This is a genomic window from Streptomyces tyrfis, from assembly GCF_037034285.1.
GTDB lineage: Bacteria > Actinomycetota > Actinomycetes > Streptomycetales > Streptomycetaceae > Streptomyces.
Map to the genome: position 1 here is coordinate 1 of NZ_JBAGJZ010000073.1, position 25844 is coordinate 25844.

General features: G+C 69.5%; 17 protein-coding genes and 1 pseudogene. 17 read left to right on the forward strand and 1 reads right to left on the reverse strand.

From position 1 onward, the window contains the following. Window positions 1–96 precede the first annotated feature (96 nt). Window positions 97–1437: a UDP-N-acetylglucosamine 1-carboxyvinyltransferase gene (gene murA, locus WA762_RS33665; protein WP_335941289.1), complete on the reverse strand. Its 1341-nt coding sequence runs from the start codon at window positions 1435–1437 to the stop codon at window positions 97–99. Window positions 1438–1712: 275 nt separating this feature from the next. Between murA and WA762_RS33670 the strand changes: the two genes are divergently transcribed. The 17 genes and pseudogenes from WA762_RS33670 (at window position 1713) to WA762_RS33750 (ending at window position 25783) form a co-directional block, all read left to right on the forward strand. Then, window positions 1713–2273: a YqgE/AlgH family protein gene (locus tag WA762_RS33670; protein WP_335941291.1), complete on the forward strand. Its 561-nt coding sequence runs from the start codon at window positions 1713–1715 to the stop codon at window positions 2271–2273. A gap of 30 nt (window positions 2274–2303) precedes the next feature. Then, the gene (locus WA762_RS33675) at window positions 2304–2591 is read left to right on the forward strand and encodes a DUF3039 domain-containing protein (RefSeq protein ID WP_335941293.1); all 288 of its coding nucleotides are present in this window, start codon (window positions 2304–2306) and stop codon (window positions 2589–2591) included. Window positions 2592–3279: 688 nt separating this feature from the next. Beyond that, window positions 3280–4584: an extracellular solute-binding protein gene (locus tag WA762_RS33680; RefSeq protein ID WP_335941295.1), complete on the forward strand. Its 1305-nt coding sequence runs from the start codon at window positions 3280–3282 to the stop codon at window positions 4582–4584. Between the two features lie 2 nt (window positions 4585–4586). Beyond that, on the forward strand, window positions 4587–5561 hold the full coding sequence (locus WA762_RS33685; protein WP_335941296.1) for a carbohydrate ABC transporter permease: 975 nt from the start codon (window positions 4587–4589) through the stop codon (window positions 5559–5561). Then, on the forward strand, window positions 5558–6406 hold the full coding sequence (locus tag WA762_RS33690) for a carbohydrate ABC transporter permease (protein ID WP_335941297.1): 849 nt from the start codon (window positions 5558–5560) through the stop codon (window positions 6404–6406). The genes WA762_RS33685 and WA762_RS33690 overlap by 4 nt, the downstream gene beginning before the upstream one ends. Before the next feature lie 4 nt (window positions 6407–6410). Beyond that, window positions 6411–8120 carry a beta-N-acetylhexosaminidase gene (locus WA762_RS33695; RefSeq protein WP_335941299.1) on the forward strand — a complete coding sequence of 570 codons (1710 nt, stop codon included), beginning with the start codon at window positions 6411–6413 and terminating at the stop codon, window positions 8118–8120. Window positions 8121–8838: 718 nt separating this feature from the next. Continuing rightward, on the forward strand, window positions 8839–9735 hold the full coding sequence (locus WA762_RS33700; protein ID WP_335941300.1) for an FAD binding domain-containing protein: 897 nt from the start codon (window positions 8839–8841) through the stop codon (window positions 9733–9735). A 2345-nt stretch (window positions 9736–12080) separates the two neighbouring features. Continuing rightward, a pseudogene (locus tag WA762_RS35860) lies at window positions 12081–13124 on the forward strand ((2Fe-2S)-binding protein); the annotation flags it as partial. Continuing rightward, window positions 13121–15457 carry a xanthine dehydrogenase family protein molybdopterin-binding subunit gene (locus WA762_RS33710; RefSeq protein ID WP_335941302.1) on the forward strand — a complete coding sequence of 779 codons (2337 nt, stop codon included), beginning with the start codon at window positions 13121–13123 and terminating at the stop codon, window positions 15455–15457. The pseudogene WA762_RS35860 and the gene WA762_RS33710, both read left to right, overlap by 4 nt. A gap of 196 nt (window positions 15458–15653) precedes the next feature. Then, a complete protein-coding gene (locus WA762_RS33715; RefSeq protein ID WP_335941304.1) occupies window positions 15654–16160 on the forward strand; it encodes a hypothetical protein in 507 nt (168 codons plus the stop codon). Window positions 16161–16204: 44 nt separating this feature from the next. Continuing rightward, window positions 16205–17671: a hypothetical protein gene (locus WA762_RS33720; protein ID WP_335941306.1), complete on the forward strand. Its 1467-nt coding sequence runs from the start codon at window positions 16205–16207 to the stop codon at window positions 17669–17671. An 81-nt stretch (window positions 17672–17752) separates the two neighbouring features. Beyond that, window positions 17753–19006 carry a type VII secretion-associated serine protease mycosin gene (mycP, locus tag WA762_RS33725; protein WP_335941315.1) on the forward strand — a complete coding sequence of 418 codons (1254 nt, stop codon included), beginning with the start codon at window positions 17753–17755 and terminating at the stop codon, window positions 19004–19006. A 1244-nt stretch (window positions 19007–20250) separates the two neighbouring features. Further along, on the forward strand, window positions 20251–20823 hold the full coding sequence (locus WA762_RS33730; protein ID WP_335941307.1) for a hypothetical protein: 573 nt from the start codon (window positions 20251–20253) through the stop codon (window positions 20821–20823). A 605-nt stretch (window positions 20824–21428) separates the two neighbouring features. Further along, the gene (locus WA762_RS33735) at window positions 21429–21863 is read left to right on the forward strand and encodes a hypothetical protein (protein ID WP_335941309.1); all 435 of its coding nucleotides are present in this window, start codon (window positions 21429–21431) and stop codon (window positions 21861–21863) included. A 38-nt stretch (window positions 21864–21901) separates the two neighbouring features. Then, window positions 21902–24244, forward strand: coding sequence for a hypothetical protein (locus WA762_RS33740; protein WP_335941310.1), 2343 nt, complete (start codon window positions 21902–21904; stop codon window positions 24242–24244). 349 nt (window positions 24245–24593) lie between these two features. Further along, complete coding sequence (locus WA762_RS33745; RefSeq protein WP_335941312.1) at window positions 24594–24941, forward strand: hypothetical protein; 348 nt, start codon at window positions 24594–24596, stop codon at window positions 24939–24941. A gap of 191 nt (window positions 24942–25132) precedes the next feature. Then, complete coding sequence (locus WA762_RS33750; RefSeq protein ID WP_335941314.1) at window positions 25133–25783, forward strand: hypothetical protein; 651 nt, start codon at window positions 25133–25135, stop codon at window positions 25781–25783. Window positions 25784–25844: the final 61 nt, after the last annotated feature.

The following is a 25844-nucleotide window of genomic DNA, read 5'->3' on the forward strand; positions in this document are numbered from 1 at the left end:
ACGGTCGGTCGTGGTCGTGGTCAGCGGGCCCCGGGCCCCGGCGGGCGCCGGTCCCGGACCTGCCGGCCCTCGGACCCTCCCGCGCCGCGGCCCGGCTCAGACCAGGGATCCGCCCGGCAGCTCCACCTTGGCGCCGAGCTTCTCCAGCTTCTCCATGAAGTTCTCGTAGCCGCGGTTGATCAGGCCGATGCCGTGCACCCGCGAGGTGCCCTGCGCCGCCAGCGCGGCGATCAGGTACGAGAAGCCGCCGCGCAGGTCCGGGATGACCAGGTCCGCGCCCTGGAGCTTCGTCGGCCCGGACACCACCGCCGAGTGCAGGAAATTGCGCTGGCCGAAGCGGCAGTCCGAGCCGCCCAGGCACTCGCGGTAGAGCTGGATGTGCGCGCCCATCTGGTTGAGCGCGGAGGTGAAGCCGAGGCGCGACTCGTAGACCGTCTCGTGCACGATGGACAGGCCCGACGCCTGCGTCAGCGCCACCACCAGCGGCTGCTGCCAGTCGGTCTGGAAGCCGGGGTGCACGTCCGTCTCCAGCGCGATGGCGCTCAGCGCGCCGCCCGGGTGCCAGAAGCGGATGCCCTCGTCGTCGACCTCGAACGCGCCGCCGACCCGGCGGAACGTGTTCAGGAAGGTCATCATGGAACGCTGCTGCGCGCCCCGTACGTAGATGTTGCCCTCGGTGGCCAGCGCCGCGGACGCCCAGGAGGCCGCCTCCAGGCGGTCCGGGATCGCCCGGTGCGTGTAACCGTCCAGCCGGTCGACACCGGTGATCCGGATCGTCCGGTCGGTGTCCATCGAGATGATCGCGCCCATCTTCTGCAGCACGCAGATGAGGTCCTCGATCTCCGGCTCGACCGCCGCGTTGGACAGCTCGGTGACGCCCTCGGCGAGCACCGCCGTCAACAGCACCTGTTCGGTGGAGCCCACGGACGGGTACGGCAGCCGGATCTTGGTGCCGCGCAGCCGCTGCGGCGCCTCCAGGTACTGGCCGTCCGCCCGCTTCTCGATGGTCGCGCCGAACCGCCGCAGCACGTCGAAGTGGAAGTCGATCGGCCGGCCGCCGATGTCGCACCCGCCGAGACCGGGGATGAACGCGTGGCCCAGCCGGTGCAGCAGCGGGCCGCAGAAGAGGATCGGGATGCGCGAGGACCCCGCGTGGGCGTCGATGTCCGCGACGTTGGCGCTCTCCACATGGGTCGGGTCCATCACGAGCTCGCCCGGTTCGTCACCCGGCCGCACCGTCACGCCGTGCAGCTGCAGCAGCCCCCGCACCACCCGCACGTCGCGGATGTCGGGCACATTGCGCAGCCGGCTGGGCCCGCTGCCGAGCAGCGCGGCGACCATCGCCTTCGGCACCAGGTTCTTGGCGCCTCTGACGCGGATCTCGCCCTCCAGCGGGGTTCCGCCGTGGACAAGCAGGACATCGTCTGTGCCGGTCATGAATCTCGCGTTCCGGAGTGGTCGGGCAGGGGCCAAACGAAAGGGTAATGGCCCATCGTCCCCCCTCCGGCAGGGCACCGGGGGTGCGCGTACGTCATGGATTCGCCACAACACGCTCTGCGTCCCCCCTCTTGCGGAGGGTCACCGTCCGCTAAGCCCTCCGGTACGCGCGCTCCTCGTGCATCCGTGCGCCCTGAGCTGTGCGTGCGCCGCGCCGGCGACCGGGGGACCCGCCGGGTCCCCGCGGAGCGCCGAGATGCGGGATCATTTCTGCCATGACCGAGGTGTCCTCGCTCACAGGGCGACTGCTCGTGGCCACTCCCGCGCTCGCGGACCCGAATTTCGACCGTGCCGTGGTGCTGCTCCTCGACCACGACGAGGAGGGTTCGCTCGGCGTGGTCCTGAACCGGCCGACCCCGGTGGGCGTCGGCGACATCCTGACGTCCTGGGCCGGGCTGACCGGCGAACCGGGCGTCGTCTTCCAGGGCGGCCCGGTCTCGCTCGACTCGGCGCTGGGCGTGGCCGTCATCCCCGGCGACGAGGGCCCCCTCGGCTGGCGCCGGGTGTACGGGGCGATCGGCCTGGTCGACCTGGAGGCGCCGCCGGAACTGCTGGCCGCCGCCCTCGGCTCGCTGCGGATCTTCGCCGGATACGCCGGCTGGGGCCCCGGGCAGCTGGAGAAGGAAATGAGCGGCGGCGCCTGGTACGTCGTCGAGTCCGAGCCGGGAGACGTCTCCTCGCCGCGCCCGGAGAACCTCTGGCGGGCGGTCCTGCGCCGCCAGCGCAGCGAACTCGCCATGATCGCGACCTATCCCGACGACCCTTCGCTGAACTGAAGTCCCGGGCTTTCAGTACCCTTGGCCTCTATGAGCACTCTTGAGCCCGAGCGCGGGGCAGGGACGGGCACCCTCGTAGAACCGACGCCACAGGTGTCGAACGGCGACGGCGACCACGAGCGCTTCGCCCATTACGTCCAGAAGGACAAGATCATGGCGAGTGCCCTGGAGGGCACCCCCGTGGTCGCGCTGTGCGGCAAGGTCTGGGTACCGGGGCGCGACCCCAAGAAGTACCCGGTCTGCCCGCTGTGCAAGGAGATCTACGAGTCCATGGGCGCCGGCGGCGACAAGGACAAGGGCGGCAAGGACAAGAAGTAGTCCGCGAACGGTCCGGATTCGCCCGGAACGGTCCAGGGCGGTCCGGAACGGTCTGCCCGGGGTTGTTCGGGCATCAGGACTCGGGGTCCCCGGAGCGCGTCGACGCGCGCCCCGGGGACCTTTCGCGTTGTCGCGGGGCGTCGCGGTACGGGGGCGCTGCGGCGCGGGGCGTCGCGGTACGGGGCGTCGCGGTACGGGTGCGGGGCGCCCCGGTTCGGGGACCGGCGCCGGAGTCCCGTACCGCGGACCGCCCGTGAGCGGTTTTCGGCCATGCGCGGCCCCGGTTCGTGCGCGGGCCCGGTTCGTACGTGGCCCCGGTTCGTATGCGGCCCCGCCCGTACGTCGCTTCCGTGCCCGCTTCGGCCGTCCCCGCTTCGGCCGTCCCCGCTTCGGCCGCGCTCCGCCGGCCTCGTCCCGGCTCCCCGTGCTCCGGGTCCCGCGCCCCCTGCCCGGCCCCGTGCCCCAGCGCTCCCGGGTGCGCCGCCCCGTCCCGCCCGGAGACGGCGGCGGCCGTGCCCCGTGCGGGCGGCTCCTCCGCCTTGTCCGCGTTGCACGCCTTGCACCACTGGGTCACAGAGTGGTTGAGACCACTTGTCGGCGTTCTGTCCGCGCACCTACTCTCCTGCCAGTTGTGCAGGACGAAACGCGCGTTGCACATACTGCAACGCCTACCGGTAGGGGTTCCCGGATGAAGCTATCTGCCCGAATTGCCGCCCCGGCTGCGGCGCTTGTCCTGGCGGGGCTCACCGCCACCGCCTGCGCGCCGCAGACCTCCGACACCGGGGCCGAGGGGGACGAGAAGACCGGCACGCTGCGGGTCTGGCTCTTCCAGGAGGTCGGCAACAAGCCCAAGGAGCAGGTCGTCGACGCGGCCATAGCCGACTTCGAGAAGGCGCACAAGGGCGTGAAGGCCGAGGTCGAGTACATCCCGGTCGACACCCGCGCCCAGCGCATCAAGGCCGCGTTCAACGACCCGAAGAGCGCCCCCGACCTCATCGAGTACGGCAACACCGACACCGCCGGCTACGTCAAGGACGGCGGGCTCGCCGACGTCAGCAAGGAGTTCGACGCCTGGGACGAGGCGAAGGACACCGACCCGACCGCCCGGCAGTCCGTCACCGTCGGCGGCAAGGTCTACGGCGCGCCCCTCTTCGTCGGCGTGCGCGCGCTGTACTACCGCACCGACGTCTTCGAGGAGTTGGGGATCGAGGCCCCCAAGTCCCAGGCCGAACTGATCTCCACCGCGAAGAAGATCCACCAGAAGAAGCCCGACCTGTACGGCCTGGCCGTCGGCGGCGCCTACACCTACGGCGCGGTGCCGTTCATCTGGGCGAACGGCGGCGAACTGGCCGAGGAGAGCGGCGGCGCGTACAAGGCCGCCATCAACAGCGACAAGGCCCGCAAGGGCATCGAGGCGTACACCTCGCTCTTCGGCGACGACAACTGCCCGGCCGCCAAGTGCGCCGCCATGGGCGGCAACGCGACGGTCACCGCGTTCGCCTCCGGCAAGGCCGCCATGGCGATCGGCGGCGACTTCAGCCACGCCGCCGTCGAGGCGGGCGCGGTGAAGGGCAAGTACGCGGTGGTGCCGCTGCCCGGCGTCGAGGCGGGTTCCATCGCCCCGGCGTTCGCGGGCGGGAACAACATCGGCGTGCTGCGGAGCAGCCCGCACCGCACCCTCGCCGTGGACCTGATGAAGTCCCTGACCGGCAAGCGGACCCAGGAGAAGATGTTCGACGCGATGGGCTTCCTGCCGACGTACACGGACGTACGGGACGCGGCCGCGAAGAAGGAGCCGTTCGTCGAACCGTTCGTCAGGACGCTCGGCGCGGGCGCCAAGTTCGTCCCGGCCTCGTCCGGCTGGGGCACCGTCGACTCCTCGCTGGTGCTGCCGACGATGTTCCAGGAGATCGTCAGCGGCCGCAAGGACGTGGCGGCGGCCTCGGACGACGCGGCCAAGAAGATGGACGCGGCGTTCGCCGACGCGGGCTGACCATGACCGTCAACAGCACGGCGTACAAGACGCCCGGGGCGGTCGGCGGGACCGGGACGGCCGGCCCCCGCCCGCCCCGCCGCCGCCCCGCCTCCCCCGCGCGCCGCTCCGGCTGGACACCCTGGCTCTATCTGCTGCCCGCGCTCGTCGTCCTCGGCGGGCTGCTCGTCTACCCGATCTACCAGCTCGGCCTGATCTCCTTCCTGGAGTACACCCAGGCCCAGGTGAGCGGCGGCGAACCCACCACCTTCCAGGGATTCGGGAACTACGCGACGCTCTTCGGGGACGGCCAGTTCTGGTCGGTCCTCCTGGCGACCGTGGTCTTCGCCGCGGCCTGCGTCCTGGCCACCCTCCTGGTCGGCTGCGCGCTCGCCGTGCTGCTGACCCGGATCCGGGCCGTGCCGCGCCTGGTGCTGATGATGGCCGCGCTCGGCGCCTGGGCGACCCCCGCGGTCACCGGTTCCACCGTCTGGGTGTTTCTCTTCGACCCGGACTTCGGCCCCGTCAACCGGGTGCTGGGCCTCGGCGACTTCTCCTGGACGTACGGGCGCTACAGCGCCTTCGCCCTAGTGCTCCTCGAAGTCCTCTGGTGCTCGTTCCCGTTCGTGATGGTGACCGTGTACGCGGGCATCCGGGCGATCCCGACCGAGATCCTCGAAGCGGCCGCGCTCGACGGCGCCTCGCAGTGGCGGATCTGGCGGTCGGTCATGGCCCCGATGCTCCGCCCGATCCTGCTCGTCGTCACCATCCAGTCGATCATCTGGGACTTCAAGGTCTTCACCCAGATCTACGTCATGACCAACGGCGGCGGCATCGCCGGCCAGAACCTGGTGCTCAACGTGTACGCGTACCAGAAGGCGTTCGCGTCCTCGCAGTACAGCCTCGGCTCGGCGATCGGCGTCGTGATGCTGCTGATCCTGCTGGCCGTCACGCTGGTCCACCTGCGCCTGACGCGGCGCCGTGGGGAGGAACTGTGAGCGCGTGGAACACACTCCGCGTCCGCCGGCCCGGCCGGCTGGCCGCCGAGGCCGCGGCCCTGCTGATCGCCGTCGCCGTCGCCTTCCCGCTGTACTGGATGGTGCTCTCCGCCCTCAAGCCGGCCGGCGAGATCCAGTCCACCGAACCGCGCCCCTGGACCCTGTCGCCGTCCCTGGACTCGTTCCGCCGGGTCTTCGAGCAGCAGGACTTCGGGCGGTACTTCCTCAACAGCCTGGTCGTCGCCGGCACGGTCGTCATCGCCTCCGCGCTGATCGCCTTCCTCGCGGCGACGGCCGTGACGCGCTTCCGCTTCCGGTTCCGCACCACGCTGCTGATCATGTTCCTGGTGGCGCAGATGGTGCCGGTGGAGGCGCTCACCATCCCGCTGTTCTTCCTGATGCGGGACTTCGGACAGCTGAACACGCTCGGCTCGCTGATCCTGCCGCACCTCGCCTTCTCGCTGCCGTTCGCGATCTGGATGCTGCGCGGCTTCGTCCGGGCCGTGCCGGAGGCGCTGGAGGAGGCCGCGTACATCGACGGCGCCAGCCGCACCCGTTTCCTCTGGCAGATCCTCTTCCCGCTGGTCTTCCCCGGCCTCGTCGCCACCAGCGTCTTCTCGTTCATCTCGACCTGGAACGACTTCCTGTTCGCGAAGTCGTTCATCATCAGCGACACCTCCCAGTCGACGCTCCCGATGGCGCTGCTGGTCTTCTTCAAACCCGACGAGAACGACTGGGGAGGGATCATGGCCGCCTCGACGGTGATGACCATTCCCGTCCTGGTCTTCTTCGTACTCGTACAGCGCCGCCTGGTCTCGGGACTGGGCGGAGCGGTAAAGGACTGACGTCATGGACATGGAACTGATCCCGGCACCCGTGAGCCTCGACGACCCCGGCGGCGCCGCCACGAACGGCGGCCCCGGCGACCCCGGCACGAACGGCGGCCCCGGCACGGGCGACGGCCACGGACGGCCGGACGGCTTCGCGCTGGACCACTCCACCACCATCACGGCGGCCCCCGGCACCGAGAGCACCGAACGCTGGCTGCGCTCCACCCTCGGCGCCGCCTTCGGCCTCCCGCTGGCGCCCGGCGGCAAGGACGCCGCAGGAACCATCCGGCTGGACCTCGACCCCGCCCTGGAACCCGAGGGCTACCGGCTGGCGTCGACGCCCGGCCACGGCGTACGGATCACCGGCGGCGGGCCCGCGGGCGTCTTCTGGGGTGCGCAGACCCTCCGTCAGCTCCTGGGCCCGGAGGCCTTCCGCCGCGCCCCCGTCGCCCCCGGCGCCCGGCGCACCGTCCCGTCCGTCCGCATCGAGGACGCCCCCCGCTTCGGCTGGCGCGGGATGATGCTCGACGTGGCCCGGCACTTCCTGCCCAAGGACGACGTGCTGCGCTACCTCGACCTCATCGCCGCCCACAAGCTGAACGTCTTCCACTTCCATCTGACCGACGACCAGGGCTGGCGCATCGAGATCAAGCGCCACCCCAGGCTCACCGAGGTCGGCTCCTGGCGGTCGCGCACCAAGCACGGCCACCGGGCCTCGGAGCTGTGGGACGAGACCCCGCACGGCGGCTACTACACCCAGGACGACATCCGCGAGATCGTCGCCTACGCCGCCGAGCGGCATATCCGGGTCGTGCCCGAGATCGACATCCCGGGGCACTCGCAGGCCGCCATCGCCGCGTACCCGGAACTGGGCAACACCGACGTCATCGACACCACCACCCTCTCCGTCTGGGACACCTGGGGCATCAACGCCAACGTACTCGCCCCCACTGACAACACCCTGCGCTTCTTCGAGGGCGTCCTCGAAGAGGTCCTGGAGCTCTTCCCGGCCGCCACCTCGCCGTTCATCCACATCGGCGGCGACGAGTGCCGCAAGGAGCAGTGGAAGGACTCCGCGGCCGCGCAGTCCCGGATCGACGAACTCGGCCTGGCCAACGAGGACGAGCTCCAGTCCTGGATCATCCGGCACTTCGACGCCTGGCTCACCGCGCGCGGACGCCGCCTCATCGGCTGGGACGAGATCCTGGAAGGCGGCCTTCCGGCGGGCGCCGCCGTCTCGTCCTGGCGCGGCTACGGCGGGGGCGTCACGGCCGCCGAGGCGGGCCACGACGTCGTGATGTGCCCGGAGCAGCACGTCTACCTGGACCACCGTCAGGACGGCGGACCCGACGAGCCGATGCCCATCGGCTTCATCCGCACCCTGGAGGACGTCTACCGTTTCGAGCCCGTGCCCCCGGGCCTCTCCGAGGAGGCGGCCCGGCACGTCCTCGGCACCCAGGCCAACGTCTGGACCGAGGTCATGCAGAACCGGGCCCGGGTCGACTACCAGGTCTTCCCGCGCCTCGCCGCGTTCGCGGAGGTCGCCTGGTCGCCGCTGCCCGCCTCCGCCGACCGCGACTTCGCCGCCTTCGAGCGCCGGATGGCCGCGCACTATGCCCGACTCGACGCGCTCGGCGTCGACTACCGGCCGCCGTCCGGCCCGCTGCCCTGGCAGCAGCGCCCGGGCGTGCTCGGCCGCCCGCTGGAGGGACCGCCCCCGAACGTGTGACCCGGGGAGGGGGCCGAGGGGGGGAGGTTGCGGGAGGTTGGGGGGAGGGGTGCGGCGCCGTCCGGGCCTCGCCCGGCCCGGCTCGTACACGGCCCGTACGTGCTCGTCCGCCTCGTCGCGTCCCCCACCCGTTCCTCGTCGCGTCCCCTGTCCGTTCCTCGTCGCGTCCCCCGTCCGTCCTCCTGCCCGTCTTCCGCCTGTCTCTTCCGTCCGTCTTCGGCCCGTCCCCCGTCCGTGCCGTGTCCGGCCGCCGTGCTGCCCCTCCGGGATCGCGGCGGCCGGAGCCGTTCCGGAACGGGAACGCGACGAGAACGGAGGCGCACCGCATCGCGGGAGACCGCGGCCGGCCCGTGTCCAGGACATCGGTCCTGTTTCGCGTTGCGAGAACAGGACGCCGAGCGGACGTCGACGGAACGGCAACGGGACCGCAAGGGGACGGCATAGGACGACGACACGGCCACCGGGTCGACGACGAGTCAACAACGGGTCAACGGTGGGACAACTCCGCGCAGGATTCGCCGAACAGTGGCAATTCCCACTCCATGTCGAAGCGGAGCGAATCGGGATCATCTCCCTGTTCAGGGACGCATACACCCTTCGTGGACCCTCGCGTCGGCGTGGTCGGAAGATGTGCCAGAGTTGCCACGTCCAGGCTTTGAGCACGTACCGTACGGCGATACAAGCCGGACAGCCGGGACACCGGGAAGGGGCAGCTGGGTTGACCACGCACGCACCGCAGGCGACGCAGTCCGTGACGCTGCCGGCCTCGCTCGACGAGGCCGTGGCGGCACTCGACGCCATGCCTGCCGCCGTTCCCGTGGCGGGTGGGACGGACCTGATGTCGGCCGTCAACAAGGGGCTGTTGCGTCCCTCGGGACTCGTCGGCCTCGGCCGCATCAGCGAGCTCCGCGGCTGGCACTACCAGGACGGTCACGCCCTGCTCGGCGCGGGACTCACCCACGCGCGCATGGGGCGGCCCGACTTCGCCGCCCTCATCCCCGCCCTGGCCGCGGCCGCGCGTGCCGCCGGTCCGCCCCAGATCCGCAACGCTGGAACGCTCGGCGGCAACATCGCCACCGCCGCGCCGACCGGAGACGCCCTTCCGGTCCTCGCCGCGCTGGAGGCCGATCTGGTCGTCGCGGGTCCCGACGGCGCCCGCCGCGAGATCCCCGTCTCGCACCTGCTGGCCGGCCGCGCCATGCTCGAACCGGCCGAACTCATCGGCTTCGTCCGGGTGCCGCTGCTGCACGCCCCCCAGGTCTTCCTGAAGGCCACCGGTCGCACCGGCCCCGGCCGGGCCACCGCCTCCGTCGCGATAGTCCTGGACCCGGCCCGGCGCGGGGTGCGGTGCGCGGTCGGCGCCATCGCGCCGATGCCGCTGCGGCCGCTGGAGGCCGAGCACTGGATCGCCTCACTGATCGACTGGGACGGAAGCCGGGGCCTGGCGCCCGAGGCGCTGGCCGCCTTCGGCGAGTACGTCGCCGCGGCCTGCGTCCCGGACCAGGCGCCGCCCGTCGAGGGGGGAGAGGCACCACCGCTGCCCCCCGCCGTACTGCACCTGCGACGCACCGTCGCCGTACTCGCCCGACGCGCGCTGGGGAGGGCACTGTCGTGAGCAACGAGGACCGGAACGAACCGCACGGGCAGCGGGAGCAGGCACAGCCGCAGCCGCAGTACGGGAGCTGGCAGCCGACGCCGCAGGGCGGCGAGTTCGACTCCGACGCGACCGCCTTCGTCCACCTGCCGCCGGAGGACCTGGCGAACATCCCGCTGGCCGCGCCCGGCCACGGCTATGTGCCGCCGATGATCGTGCCGCTGACCCCCGCGGCCGGCTTCGACCCGGCGAGCACGCAGAACTGGGTGCTGCCGCCGGAGGACCGGTCGCAGCCGGAGGCGGGCGCGGAGCAGCAGGCCGCGCCGCAGGTCCCGGAGGCGGTGCACTGGCCGGACCCGAACCAGCAGCAGTCGCCGTACGGGTACGGCTACCCCCAGCAGACACCGCCGGTGCAGCAGACGGGGCAGCCGCAGTACGGGGAGACGCCGTCCGCGACGGGCCAGTGGAACTTCCACGAGGCCGCCGACGCCGAGCAGGCCGGTCCCGTCGGCCACGCGGGGAACCCCGGACAGGCGGGGTACGCCGATGCGGCCGCTGCCGCTGCCGCTGCTGCCGCCGGTGCGGCGGGGCATGGCGAGGCAGCGGAGTTCGGCGACCACTCCGGGCGCACCGGGGGCACCGGTCACACCGGGGGCGTCGGGGCGGCCGACTTCGCCGGTCACACCGAGCACTCCGCCCACACCGGGCACATCGACCTTTCCGGGTACGGCGGTTACGAGGGCTATGCCGGCTACGAGGAGCGGCACCCCGACCACACCGTCCCGTCCGGACACACCGACCACACGGGCCACCCCCGCCAGGCCGGGTACGACGGACAACCGGGGCACCCCGAGCACACCGGGTACGTCGAGCGCCCCGAGCACGACGGCTACGACGGGCCGGCCGGGCTCGCCGGCCAGGGCGCGCGGGAGAACCATGTCGGCCACGTCGGCCACAACGGCCCGGCGACACACGCCGCCCCTTCGGACCACGCCGGTCACGCCGGTCACGCCGGTCACACGGACTTCACCGACCACACGGGGCACGCGGGTCACGCCGACTTCACCGCCCCGGCCGACTACGCCCACCACACCGGACACACCGATCTCACCGGTCGCATCGACGCGGGCGTCCAGCCCGGCCAAGGCGCCCCGATCGACCCGGCCGTCCCCGGGACCGAGCCCGGTGCCGAGGCCGGTCAGCTGGACCGCATGGGTCACTCGGACCCCATGAGTCACCCGGACCACGCCGGTCACCCGGACCACGCCGGTCACCCAGACCACGCCGGTCACCCAGACCATGCTGGTTACTCGGACCACGCCGGTCACCCGGACCATGCCGGTCGGCCCGCTCACACCGGCGGCACCGGTCACACCGGCCAGTGGACGATTCCGGTCGCCGACGGCGATCTGCCGGAGGAGTCGGGTGAGTTCGCGGCCTCCGCCCTGGCCGCCCAGTGGTACGCGGACCGGACCCCGCCCGCCACGCTGCCGGGTGGCGCGCCCGCGCCCTGGGCGACCGGGCAGCCCGTGGCAGAGCCCGAGCGGGCCCCCGCGCCCGTAGCCGGGACCGGGACCCCCGCGGCGGCCCCGGCCGGACCTCCGGCCGAGTCGCCCTCCGGGCAGGAGCCCGCGCCGCGGCCCGTGCCCGCCCCCGGTGCGGACATCGAGCCGGAGCAAGGGCCCCGGGCCGCGGAGTCCGCCGCCGCGCCCGCCACACCCGCCGCGCCCGCCACACCCGCCGCGCCCGCCACACCCGCCGCGCCCGCCACACCCGCCGCGCCCGCCGCGCCCGTCACACCCGTCGCGGAGCCGCCCACCGCCCCCGCGGCACAGCCGTCCGGGGCAGCCGACGCCGGGTTCCCCGGGGCTTCCCCCGTGGCGTACGAGGGGGCCTTCCCGGCACCCGAAGCGGCCTCCGAAACGCCCCCCGAAACGGCCCTCGCGTCGGCCCCGGACGCGACCCCCGCAACGGCCCCGGAACTGATCGCTGAGACCGGCCCCGAGACGGGTCCTGGGGCCGGTTCCGAGACCGGTCCCGAGGCGGACTCCGAGGCCGTGCGGACCACCGCGCCCGGCACCGAGGGCGCCCCCGTCTCCGTAGCGTCCCCCGCGTCGCCCCGGAACTCCGTACAAACCCCGCCGCACCACGAGGCCCCGGCCGGACCCGAGTCCGGGGCCGAGGTCGAGTCCGCCCCGGCCTTCGCCGCCCCCGTACCGGACACCGCCGCCGTACCGGGCGCGGTCCCCGTACCGGAGACCGTTCCCGTACCGGACGCCGTCCCCGACGTGCCTGCCGCCGCGCCGCCGGCGGAGTCCGGCCCCGAGGCCTCGTCACCGGACGCGCACCCCGGCGAGTCCCGGCCCCCTGTACCGGACACCGCCGGTCCGGACCCCGAGGAACCGGACGCCGCCGAGGCGCGTACGGCCGACGCGGACGCCACCACCCCGCCGCACGCGACCGAACCGCACACGACCGATCCGCAGGCCGCGGCCACGCATGCGATCGATCCGCGTGCCACCGCCGGGCACACGGCCGATCGGCACGACACCGGCCTCCACCCCGCCGGCCCTTCTCCCGTCGAGGCCTCTCCCGCCGAGACTTCCCCCGTCGACGCCTCAGCCGACCCTTCTCCCGATCCCGACGAAGCGGCACCGGCTCCGGTGTCGGCACCGACACAGGCACAGGCACAGGCACAGGCACCGACACAGGCGCCAGCACCGGCACCGGAACCGGAACCGACGCCTGCCGACGGAGAACCCGTCGGCCCTCAGCCCGCCGCCGACCCCCACCCCCTCGGCATCCCCGACGAGCACCCCGCCGTCTCCTACGTCCTGCGGGTGAACGGCGCCGACCGCCCCGTCACCGACGCCTGGATCGGCGAGTCGCTGCTCTACGTGCTCCGCGAGCGCCTCGGCCTCGCTGGCGCCAAGGACGGCTGCTCGCAGGGCGAGTGCGGCGCCTGCAACGTCCAGGTGGACGGGCGGCTGGTCGCCTCCTGCCTGGTCCCCGCGGCGACCACGGCCGGCAGCGAGGTCCGTACGGTCGAGGGCCTCGCCGTGAACGGCGAACCGTCCGACGTCCAGCGCGCCCTCGCCAACTGCGGCGCGGTGCAGTGCGGCTTCTGCGTCCCGGGCATCGCGATGACCGTCCACGACCTGCTGGAGGGCAACCACGCCCCCAGCGAACTGGAGACGCGCCAGGCACTCTGCGGCAACCTCTGCCGCTGCTCCGGCTACCGCGGCGTCCTCGACGCCGTCAACGAGGTCGTCGCCGCTCGCGAGGCCCAGACCGCCCCCGTCTCGTCGGACTCCACGTCCCCGGAGCCCGACGAGGTCCACATCCCGCACCAGACGGCCCCGGGCGCCGCCGGTGCCCAGCCGCTCCCGCAGGACGGAGGCATGGCGTGAGCAACGACGCGGCCACCGCGGCCAACGCGACCAGCACACGGATCGCCGCCCCGCCGGCCGGGGGAGCCGACGCCGAGCCGCCCGCGTACGGCATCGGCGCCTCCCTCCTGCCCGCCGACGCGCGCGCGAAGACCGAGGGCACCTTCCCGTACGCCGCCGACCTCTGGGCCGAGGGCCTGCTGTGGGCGGCCGTCCTCCGCTCCCCGCATCCGCGCGCCCGCATCGTCTCCCTCGACACCTCGGGCGCCGCCCGGATGCCGGGGGTCCGGGCCGTCATCACCCACGCGGACGTACCGGGGGAGGGCACGTACGGGCGCAAGGTCGTCGACCGCCCGGTCTTCGCCTCCGACATGGTGCGCCACCACGGCGAACCGATCGCCGCGGTCGCCGCCGACCACCCCGACACCGCCCGTCTCGCCGCCGCGGCCATCGTCGTCGAGTACGAGGTCCTCGAACCGGTCACCGACCCGGAGCAGGCCTTCGCCGCCGAACCGCTGCACCCCGACGGCAACCTGATCCGCCACATCCCGCTGCGCTACGGCGATCCGGAGGTCACCGGGGACGTCATCGTCGAGGGCCTGTACCGCATCGGCCGCCAGGACCCCGCCCCCATCGGCGCCGAGGCCGGACTCGCCGTGCCCCGCCCCGACGGCGGCGTGGAGCTCTACACCGCCTCCACCGACCCGCACACCGACCGCGACCTCGCCGCCGCCTGCTTCGGCCTCGAACCCGACCGGGTGAAGGTCGTCGTCACCGGCGTCCCCGGCGCGACCGGCGACCGCGAGGAGCCCGGCTTCCAACTTCCCCTGGGGCTCCTGGCGTTGCGTACCGGCTGCCCGGTCAAACTGGCCGCCACCCGCGAGGAGTCCTTCCTCGGCCACTCCCACCGCCACCCCACCCTCCTGCGCTACCGTCACCACGCGGACAGTGAGGGCCGGTTGGTCAAAGTGGAGGCGCAACTCCTGCTCGACGCGGGCCCGTACGCGGACTCCTCCGCCGAATCGCTCGCCGCGGCGGTCGCGTTCGCGTGCGGACCGTACGTCGTGCCGCACGCCTTCATCGAGGGCTGGGCGGTCCGCACCAACAACCCGCCGTCCGGCCATGTGCGCGGCGAGGGCGCCATGCAGGTCTGCGCCGCCTACGAGGGCCAGATGGACAAGCTGGCCGCCAGACTCGGCGTCGACCCCGCCGAACTCCGCCTGCGCAACGTCCTGGCCACCGGCGACATCCTGCCCACCGGCCAGACGGTGACCTGCCCCGCCCCCGTGGCAGAACTCCTCGAAGCCGTAAGGGACTTTCCCCTCCCCGCTCTCCCCAAGGACACCCCCCAGGACGACTGGCTGCTCCCGGGCGGCCCCGAGGGAGCCGGCGAACCCGGCGCCGTCCGACGGGGCGTCGGCTACGCGCTCGGCATGGTCCACATGCTGGGCGCGGAGGGCGCCGACGAGGTCTCCACGGCCACGGTCCGGGTCCACGACGGCGTCGCCACGGTGATCTGCGCCGCGGTCGAAACGGGCCAGGGCTTCGCCACCCTCGCCCGTCAGGTGGTCCAGGAGACCCTGGGCATCGAAGAGGTGCACGTCGCCCCCGTCGACACCGACCAGCCCCCGGCCGGCCCCGCCACGCACGGCCGCCACACCTGGGTGTCCGCCGGAGCGGTGGAACGCGCCGCCAAGATGGTCCGCACGCAGCTCCTCCAGCCGCTGGCCCACAAGTTCGGCATGTCCACAGAGCTGCTGCAGATCAACGACGGCAAGATCACGTCGTACGACGGGGTGCTGTCCACCACCGTCACCGAGGCCATGGACGGCAAGGAACTCTGGGCCACCGCCCAGTGCCGCCCCCACCCGACCGAGCCACTGGACGAGTCGGGCCAGGGCGACGCCTTCGTCGGCCTCGCCTTCTGCGCGATCCGCGCGGTGGTGGATGTCGACATCGAACTCGGCTCCGTACGCGTCGTGGAGATGGCGGTCGCCCAGGACGTCGGCCGGATTCTCAACCCGTCCCAGCTCGCGGCCCGCATCGAGGCGGGCGTCACCCAGGGCGTCGGCGCCGCCCTCACCGAGAACCTCCGCACCGCCCGCGGCCTCGTCCGCCACCCCGACCTCACCGGTTACGCGCTCCCGACCGCCCTGGACGCGCCCGACATTCGCATCGTCAAACTCCTCGAAGAACGCGACGTGGTCGCCCCGTTCGGCGCCAAACCCGCCTCCGCTGTCCCCGTCGTCACCTCCCCGGCCGCCGTCGCCGCAGCGGTCCGGGCCGCCACCGGCCGCCCGGTCAACCGCCTCCCCATCAGACCCCAGTCGGCCGTCGCGACCCCCAACTCCTGACCTCAGTACCGATGGTGCGTCGACGACGCACCGGTGGCGTGATCCGGGTTGCATCTGCAACCCGGAGATGCGCATTGTCATGAGGGCTGACTAAGGTGAACATCTGAGCAGCGATCGGTTGTTGCCGGACGGGGGAGGGGTTGCTGTGGGAGAGAACGAACCGGGAGTCGAGACTTCGCCACTGTCGTCGGCGGTCATGGGCGGTGTCGGAGCGCTGAGCTTCATCAGCCCGATCGGCGCCGTCGCCCAGACCGCGGTGGGCGACCTGGTCACCGAGCTCTCGTCGTTCACCAAGTTCCGTGAACGAATCGACGAGCTGCTGCGCAGCCTCAAGGAGTCTCCGGCGGCCCCGGCGAAGCTGGGCGAAGTCTCCATCGGCCTCACCCAGTTCGGCGACCCCGCCTGGATGGAGGCCTCCGGCCTGCACGCCGCGTACAAGGAGGTCGTCTCGGAGCTGGAGACCCTCTCGAAGCTGCTGTCGGATTCCATCGAGGGCCTGAGCATCGCGGTCCTGGCGGCGCACAAGGGCTACGAGAACCTCGACGAGGACATCCGCGCACGCATGCTCGCGATCAAGAACGACACGCAGGCGCACTACAAGGGGGAGTACAACCCGGTCCCCGAGGAGGGGAAGCCCGGCAGCGGAAAGTCGGCCGTCGCGAAGTCGACGCCGGGCGGCGCGGCGGGCGGCGCAGGCATCTGATGACCTTGATCATTGGCTGACACCGGGAGAGACGGGGGAACGCGATGGAGACCACACCGTTCGACGGCATGTCGCACGAGCAGATGAGTGAGTGGCTGGACAAGGCGAACAGCGAAGCGGTCCGGGCCGCGTCCGACAGTCTGTCGAGCGCCGCGACCGAGATCGAAAAGATCGGCGAAGAGCTGAAGATCCGGCCACAGTTCGTGGACTGGAAGGGCGAGGGAGCGAACTCGTTCCGCACCTGGAGTGCCGACCTGGCCAACGCCACCCTGCGGCTGGGTGCGTTCAGCCGGGAGGCGTCGAAGCGACTCGGCGAGGCCGCTGAAGCGATCGCCTCGGCCAAGGCGGCAGCGCCCCGTCCGAAGGCGGGCGCGGGGGCGTCTTTGAAGGCGGCACTCTCGACGCCGAACGACCCGGACGCGCTGGCACTGGTGAAAGAGCTGCGCACGGAGAAGGATGCCATGGCCAGGGAGATGACGAAGCTCTCTGAGGCGTACAACCATTCGGCGAAGAGGATCAAAACCCTGGAGAAGCCGGAGTTCCCGCCGCCGCCGCAGGTTATTTCGCCGGAGGCCACGGGGAAGGAATACGACAGTGCGGCCGAGGGCTATGTCGCCGACGGGGGTGCGGTAGCGGGTGCCGCCGGGGTCGGGACGGGCGCTGCTGGCGCGGTGTCGGGGGGCGTTTCGGTGCCCGTCGCCCACCATGGATCGCCTGGTGGGGTGACGGCGCCCTCAACTGCACACTCGAGCGTGACGGCCCCGGCTGACGGTACCGCGTCCCACCCGGTGGACATGGAGATCGACAGCGTTGCGACTCTGCCGAAGACTCCAGCGAACCCTTCGGTGAATCAGCCCGGTGTGCCGGGCCTGGGGAAGCCCGATATCGGTTTGTCCGTGACACCTGTCGCGATGCCACCAGGCATGGGCGGCGGATCCACGGTTCAGCCTCCGCTGACGAATGGCGGTGGCAGGACAACGGGTTTCTCTCGCCCGCCGATGACTTCGGTCATTGGGAACCCAGGTGGTGAATCCGTGGGGAGGCCGGCCAGGGACAGCGGCATCGTCGGCGGCCGTCAGGTCGCGCAGACGCCAGGCCGCCCCATGGGCGCTCTCCCTCGCGGCGTCGTAGCAGGTGGCGAGGGCACTTATGCCGGGCGCGGAATGATGGGGCACGGTGCCGGGATGGGGAGCGTCGGAGGCGGCGGTCAGAGTGGGATCGTCGGCGGCCGCCGACTGGCGGGAGAGGCGGGCGGCGTGGTGGGAGGCCGCCCTCAGCAGCCTGGTGGTTCGGGGGCTCGTCCTTTCACACCAGGAGGCACGGGTCTGGTAAGAGGTTCGGCAAGCGGAGATGGCAGCCGAGGAGCCGGGCAGGTGGGCCGCGGAGCCTTGAACAGTCCGAGAGCCGGAGAGCCACGCCGTGATGAGCGGGAGCGACCCGATTACCTCGTGGAAGACGAGGAGACCTGGCAACAAGGCGACCGGCGGGTTGTTCCGCCGGTGATCGACTGATTAGCAAAAACCAGAAAAGGGAATGGGATGCGTACCAGCAGTGTGGCGGTCTTCCGTCGCGGAATTGCCGCCTCGTCCGCAATGGCACTGCTGCTACTGGGTGCCAGTCCTGCGTACTCGGGCTCTGTCCGTTCAGACCAATGGTACTTGGACGCAATGCGGGCTGAGCAGATGTGGAATTTTAGTACGGGGGAAAGCGTCACCGTAGCTGTTCTCGATACAGGCGTGGACGCATCCATCCCGGACCTTCAGGGGCGCGTACTCAAGGGGCTTGATCTGGCGAAGGACTCGCCGGGCGATGAGCGGACCGACTACCGCGATCACGGAACCGGCATGGCAAGCATTATCGCTGGCACTGGCAATGTGCGCGGTGGTGGTGGTTCTTTCGGGCTTGCTCCGGGAGCGAAAATCCTGCCGATTCGCCTGAGGGATAATGTTGGTAAAGTGAATGGAGGGACTGCGAGCAAGTATTTCAACGAAGACTTGTCTGCGGGAATTCGCTACGCCGTCGATCACGGTGCGAAAATCATCAACGCATCGGTCGGGGACACGCTCGGGGGATCGCAGCAACTCGAGGAATCCGTGAAATATGCCATCGATAAAGGTGCGCTTATCTTCGCGGCCGTAGGGAACGGTGCCGACAAGGGAAACCCTGTCTCGTATCCTGCTGCGACTCCAGGAGTCGTCGGCGTGGGGGCGATCGGGAAAGACCTGCACAAGGCCGACTTTTCTCGATACGGCCCGGAAGTTGATCTATCGGCCCCGGGCGTGGATATGGTGCATGGTTGCAGTACGGGTACCAAGCTTTGCAGAACCAGTGGCAGCAGTGACGCCGCGGCCATTGTTTCTGCGTCCGCCGCGCTGATCTGGTCCAAATATCCGGAGTGGACTAATAACCAGGTGTTGCGGGCTCTGCTCAATACAGTCGGCGGCCCGTCCGATGGTGCGCAACGCAACGACCACATTGGTTACGGGATTGTTCGTCCCCGTTTCGTATTGAAAAATCCAGGGGACCCCGGTCCAGCCGGTGTGTATCCGCTCCCTGATCTCGCGGCGGCCGAGAGCCCCGGCCCCAGTCCCAGCCCGTCCTCAAAGCCTTCTCAGGGAGACGGCGCCTCGGGGGGCGAAGAGAAGCCGACAGCGGCCCCTGCGTCCGATGAGAGCGATAACACGGGTCTTTGGATCGGTCTTGGCGTCGGTGCGGTCGCGATCGTCGGTGCAGCGTCTGCCTTCCTGGTCACCCGTTCCCGTCGGCGGGCTGCGGCTTCGGCCCCGTCGGCGCAGGGCTATCAGCAGTCACCGCAGGCGTACCAGCAGCCTCCGTACGCCCCCTGAGCTTCGCCGTCGGGCTGCGGCCCAGGAGCCGGCTTGCTCTATGGCAGGGCTCCGGACCAGGGCGGCCCGACCGTGTGAACGTGGTTCGCCGTGTTGGCGGAACGGTCCTGGGTCGTCGGGTGACAGTTTGGGGCGTTGACACGGTGAACTCGACGCGCGTGCGGGTCAGTTGCCGAAGGCGGACCGCATGCCTCGGACGCCTTTCTGAAGGGGAGTCTCGTGTTTGCTCGACGTAGCAAGCCGGTCCTCCACAGCCTCGCCGCCGCACTGATCCTCGCCAGTGCCGCAGCTGGCTGTGGCAAGGGGCGGACTCCTCGTCGGGAGGCCATGGCTCGGCGGCCTCGGTGCGTATCGACGCGGTCAACAAGGTCATGCGCGAGACGTCGTTCAGCGCCACGGGTACGACTACCGCCTTCGTGGGGGCGACTCAGAAGAGGTCCTGGGATCCGAAGCAGGGCTTCCGCATGGAGGTCGGCGGCACACCGGAGACGGAGGGGGCAGCATGTACTGCAAGGACGGGACGAGTTGCACCAGCGCACGCCCTTTCGCCGCGAGGCTGGCGCAGAAGGGCTGGCAGGGGACGTTTACTTCGTCAGCCCCCAGTCCCCCTACTACCTGCTGAAGCAGGAGGCATCACGGGACGGGAGGGTCAGCAGGACTACGTACACGGAATTCGGGGCGGAGATGGCCATATCCATGCCACCGGGTGACCAGACGACAGGCCGATGACGATGGATGAGTTCCGCAGTGCCATCGGTGTCGGCTGAGGGCGAGGGCGAGGGCGAGCGAGGCTGGGTAGTCGACGTGTAGGTGGAGAGCGCGAGTGCGACGCTCTGCTTCGAGTGCGTCAGCCCTCAGCTGGAGGAGTCGGAGGAGCATCCGCCGCGTATAGAGGGTGGGTTCGGGCATGGCAAGAGCCGTGCACCGGGAACGCGCGAATATCGCAATGGCAATTTGAGGGCACTTCACGCCGCCTCGATCGAGGTAGTGAGGGAGCTTGAGTGCGAGAACTACTGCGGTCTGCCGGAGGCACCGGTATTCAAGCTGCTTCCCAAGCCTGGGAGGTCCCGCTGACCGGGCTCCGGAGTTCTACGGCGAGAGCAGCGGCTGGCCGAGCCCGCTCGGCAGCGAGGCCGCCAACCCGGACAGCGGGCGCAACGTCTGCACCGCGACCGACGAGATCAACGGCCCGGCCTTCGAGGGCGACAGCTGGGCCAAGGGCCTTTGGGGGACCAGTGAACCGCTTGACCAGCCGGCTTCGTATCCGGCTTCTCTCACATCGCACGGGCTTCATCGCCAGCCTCTGCGCCATCCTGGTGGCCGTCTCGGCCTGTGGCGGTGGCAGCGGGGGGCGTGATTACGCGGTGCCGGACCGGCTGTGCGGGATTGACGTCGACAAGGCCGCGCTGGCGCCCTTGCTGCCGGGCGGCAAGGAACTCGTGGAACGGGATTCCGGTTCGGTACCCGGCCGTCTCCGCTGTGCGCTCACCGTCGACGGGCGGCCCTCGCTGTCCGTTCTGGGGGACGTACTGGACGCCGACGCGGACCCCTTCGCGGAAGCGGACTGGTATCTGAGGCTGGGGAAGGGAGCAGGGGGAAAGGACGGAGCGCGCTACCGGGGCGACCGCGTCCTCGACCGCTTCGCGCTTTCCGTGACGCAGTGCGCAGGCGGCCAGTCGGCGCGGAAAGGCGCCGTACTCGTCGAACTCGCCGAGAACGATCCGGTGCCCGAGAACGTGGCCGACCGTCGTAAGGCGCTGAAGGAATTCCTCGATGGATACGTGCCCGCCGCACTCGAGAAACAGGAGTGCGGCTGAGGCGCGGAATCTGCCCGATGCCGGTAACCGGCCCTGGGCCGTGGCCGAGGTGCGTGCCGGTCCTTCTGGGTGTTCCGGCGGGAGGGGAAAGTCCGCCCGGCGCGACGTATGCGCGTGCCGGGCGGGCGTACTCGATCGTGCGGAGGCCGCTCGGTCCAGGTCATCGGCTGCAAGGTCGAGGTCGAGGCGTACTTCCTGCCTTCCGTGCTCACCCGAGCCGAACCCGGACGAGCCGGTCGACGCCGACCTCGAACGTGGCCCGCCCCATACCCACCGGGCCAGGAACCAGGCCGAACTCGCCCCCGGAATCCGCAGGTTCTTCCACCGCCGACAACGCCGGCCCCGCAATGTCGCCAGCTACTTCAAAGCTCCACACGTCCGATACATACTCGGCGAGTAAACCCAGTGATCCTCTGATCGACATGTAGCAGTGCCAGCTTCGAGGGCGATTGGTTTCACGTCAGATTGGTCGGAAATGGCGCATCAATGTGCTTATTTGCGGATCTTTCTGAGGGGAAAGCTGATTCGCTATATTGAGAGGCGAGTGACTCGTGGCCGCGTCTGCGACTGTGGCGGCCGTCCAAGTGCGCGATCATGGGGGATCTATGGCGTTTGACGAGGAGTGGGCAACACTTCGTGCGGAGTCGACGCAAAGGGTCAATACGAGACTCAACGGTGTTGATGACGGGAATGGCGGGCGAAGTGGAACCGGTAAGGCCGATCTGGCGGTAAATCAGGACAACTTGGGTTCCATTGGTCATGAGGCGTACGGGCTGCACACTCGGCTCTCCAAGGACGGTGACCACGCCCGACCTTCGACGTTCGAGGCATCGCTCGCGTTGAACAATGGCAACTTTTCGAGCGGGGCGGCGTTGCTGAAGGTCCATGACAGGTGGAACACGCATCTGCGGACGCTTCTGAACGCCTGCGCGCAGATCTCGAATCATCTCGACTACAGCAAGGCGGCCCACGCGAAGGACGACGTCCAGATCGCCGGTGATCTGATTTCGGTCTCCAAGCTGAACGAGTACCTGAAGTAGAACGAGTACCTGAAGTTGTATGTCGGGGGAGTGGGCACATGCTGAAGTTCGAGGACATCGTCGACGCGCCCGTGGGCAAGCTGAAGACGGCCGCCGATGACTGGGCCGAGATGGCGACCAAACTGGATCGTCTGGCCGAGGACGCCCGCAACGGCATGAAGGCCAAGGCCGACAAGGCCGAGTGGGAGGGCGTCAACGCCGGCGTCACCAAGGCGTTCATCGGGAAGACGGCCAAGGAGTTCGAGGACGCCGCAGCCGAGGCCAAGGGTGTCAAACAGATCCTTGAGGACGCCCACACGGCCATCAAGAAGGCCAAGGACGACCTGGTCGGTATCCGCGACGACGAGGGGCCGGCGGCCGGTGTCCATGTCGACGCCAAGGGCAAGGTCACGGCCCGTAACCCCATATCGGAGATCCCGGCCGCACGGCACGACCCCGACTACTCCGAACTCCTGCGCAAGGAGAAGGCCAGTATCGAGGCGTGGCAGAAGAAGATCGATCTGATCGTCGACAACTGCAATGACACGGATGTCGCCTTCAAGAACGCGCTTGAGGCCAACGTCACCGACCGGCAGGACTTCAACGCGCCGAAGTACACGAGCCTGGACCAGGAGGAGGCGGCACGCGCTGCCGCACTCGCCGCCAAGGGGCGCGACCTTACCCACACCGAACTCCAGGCGCTCAACGAACTGCTTCGTGACAACGCTAAATCACCAGAATTCGCGAAGAACTTTTACGAGAAGCTCGGCCCGGAGAAGTCTCTCGCGTTCTTCGGGCAGCTCTCGACGGACACATACGATTTCGGAAAGGTCGACAAGGAACGCCTCAAGGATGTCCAGGATCTCCAGAAGAACCTGGGGCTCAACCTGGCCACCGCGTCCCACGACAAGGAGTTCAGCGACAAATGGGGTCCGGAGCTGCGCAAGCTGGGCACGCAGCACGTCCCGCTGGCCAAGTACGACAGCCACGCTCCCTTCGGCTACCAGTTGCTCGGCGGCATCATGCGGTACGGCAACTATGACGCGAAGTTCCTCAACCCGATCGCCGAGCATGTGGCCCAGCTGCATCAGAAAGACCCGTACCTCTTCGCGCAGAACAAGGTGGTGAACAGCCCGTTCAAGAACCCGTTCAACCCCTCCGGCGTCAACGGCTCCGGTTACGACCCGACCGTGTCCATGCTGGAGGCGCTCGGGCACAGCCCGGATGCTGCGAAGCACTTCTTCTCCGACCCGCCGACCGCGTACAACGAGGATGGCACGGTCAACAAGGGTGCGACGGCCAACCTCGGCAAGGGCAAGGACGACAAGTCGATCGACAATTATCTCGACTTTTTCGGTAACGAGAAATGGGAGTCCTACGGGGACGTCGACTCCCTTGATCCGAAGGAGCAGGGGAAGTCGCTCAACTACATGCCGGACTCGCTGGGGCACGCATTGGAGGCGGCGACTCTCGGCTATCCGTACGACAGCCCGCACGAGGGCGTCATGCGAGACGCGGACAACGCCGCAGTCATGCGCAAGGTCATGGAGAAGTACGCCGCAGAGCCAGGTCTACTCAAGAAGCAGGAGGCGATGTCCGACAGTCTGGGTGTTATGGCTGCCGGATACATCGACGATATCAACTGGGGCCTGACAAAGGACAATCCGGATAGTTCCTTTGCGCCAGGAAATTCCTCGCAAGGTCGTCTCGACTTCACCGACGTGGGAGGAAGCGGTGCGAGAGACGTTACACGCAGATTCCTCACTACCCTGGGCCAGCATCCGGACGCGTACGCGACAGTCTCCACTGCTGAGCAGATCTATAGCTCCAACATGTTGGAGCGCCAAGTGGGTTCGGACGGAAAGATCAATGAGGGTGACGCGCGGGCGGTGGTGCGCACGGGTGCGGAAGTGCAGGGCGCTCTCGACCAGTCCCGTGCGGATCAGGTCGAGGCGACGAACGTAAAGAATCACGAGGATTACGAGAAGGCCGTTGCTGCACGGTCCGGCTGGATCCAGTTCGGAGCCGGCGTGGGCATCGCCGCCGGGGTTGCTTTTCTGCCAGAGGTCGCAGCTGCAGGTGCGGCGGCGACACTCATCGGGGTGGGTACCGATGCGGGCAGCGGACTCGTGGAAAACGTCGTCGGCCAGTTCATCGGAGATCTTTCCGATAATTCCGTGGATGAGCACAAGGAAGAGATGAAGGAACTCACCCGGGATGAGAAGACTAAGGTCTATAAGGGTGGTGAGTCCATGGCCGAGTCGCCCATGGAGAACTTCTTGGATCGACACACAACTGCTGCCGACGCCAAATTCCGTGAGGACCTGAGGGAGTCGATGCTGATCGGATACGGGGTCGGGAACTCCCGTGCGCAGCAGCAGGGCAATGATCCTCAGGCGTGAGACCGATTCGGCGAATGATGCAGGAGGGGCGAGGCGTATGAGGGCGGTTCGATCGAGGCGCGTCTGGTGCGTTGTCGGGCTGGTAATGGTCGTCGGTGTTGGTGCGGCGGGGTGCGGAAGTGAGGAGGAGTCTCCGGACTATGTCGAGGCGGGGCGGGTGTGTGGAGGGATTTTCGCGGGTCCGCTGGAGAAGACGGTGGAGTCCGTCACGGGTGCGACGTCCTTTGCCTGGAGCGGCGCGAATGGAATGCGGCGAGTCGTGGACGGACTGAAGGCCGGGTACGAGTCGGGACACAGATGGGCGCAAGGAGGCAGGCTGTGTGAGCTGAATCCGAAAGGGGGTGGACTGATGGACCATTCGAAGATTGAATTCGGCATGTATTCGCCGCAAGACCTGAACGACGGCTATTCGGGTGACGCGCATCACTACACCATGGGAAAGCTGTCCGAGGCGGCCCCCGCAGGAGCCTTTCTCTATTTCGAGTGCGTGAGTCCTCAGTTCAAGGGATCGAAGGAGCGCCCGATGCGCATCGTCGGCAGCTTCAGCCACCGGGAGGCCACCGCGCAGAAGACACCGGAGCACTTGGCGGAGAACATGACGATCGTGCACGCCGCGTCCCTGGCCGTGGCCAAGAAGTTGCAGTGCGAGAACAATGGCGGGCTGCCGGAGAAGCCGGTGCTGACGCCCCGGTCCTGACGTCGCTCTGAATCGGCTGATGTGCCGGTCTCGATGGGTGGGGTATTTCCGGACTTCAGTGACTCCAAGAAACGCGCGCGCCCGTCCGGCGCGCCACACCCGTAGGCCGTGGCCACACGGTCCGGCTGGGGCGAGAGGCCGGGGCTGAGTCGGAGAAGGCAGGATCGAATCCGAAGGTGAGGCATAGGGGAGTGGGACGGCTGAAGCGGGCATGGTGCGTCGTCGGGATGGTGGTGGCTGTCGGTGTCGGTGCAGCCGGGTGCGGGAAGGAGGAGCCCCCGGACTATGTCGGGGCGGGGCAGGTGTGTGGAGGGATTTTCGCGGGTCCGCTGGAGAAGACGGTCGAGTCCGTCACGGGTGGGACGTCCTTTGCCTGGACCAACGGGAAAGGTATGCAACGGGTCGTTGACGGGCTGAAGGATGCGTACGTGTCGGGGCACAGATGGGCGATTGGTGGCCAGCTGTGCCAGATAAGCCCGAAAGACGGTGGTCAGAAGAGCCGGGCGAGGATCAATTTCGATATGTATGCACCGGAGGACTTGGACGGCTCGTATTCGCGTAATGGGCGCGACTACACCATGGGAAAGGATTCTGGAGCAGCCCCTGCAGGAGCTTCTCTCTATTTCGAGTGCGTGAGCCCTGAGTTCAAGGGGTCGAAGGAAAATCCGATGCGCATCTCCGGCGGCTTCACCCACGGGAAGGCCACCGCGCAGAAGACGCCGGAGCACTTTGCGGAGAACATGAAGATCATCCACGCCGCGTCCCTGGCCGTGGCCAAGAAGCTGCAGTGTGAGAACAACGGCGGGCTGCCGGAGAAGGCGGTGCTGACGCCCCGGTCCTGACGTGGTTCTGACCTGGCCCTGATCGGCCGATGCCCCGGGCTCGAGGGGCGGGTGTCGCCGG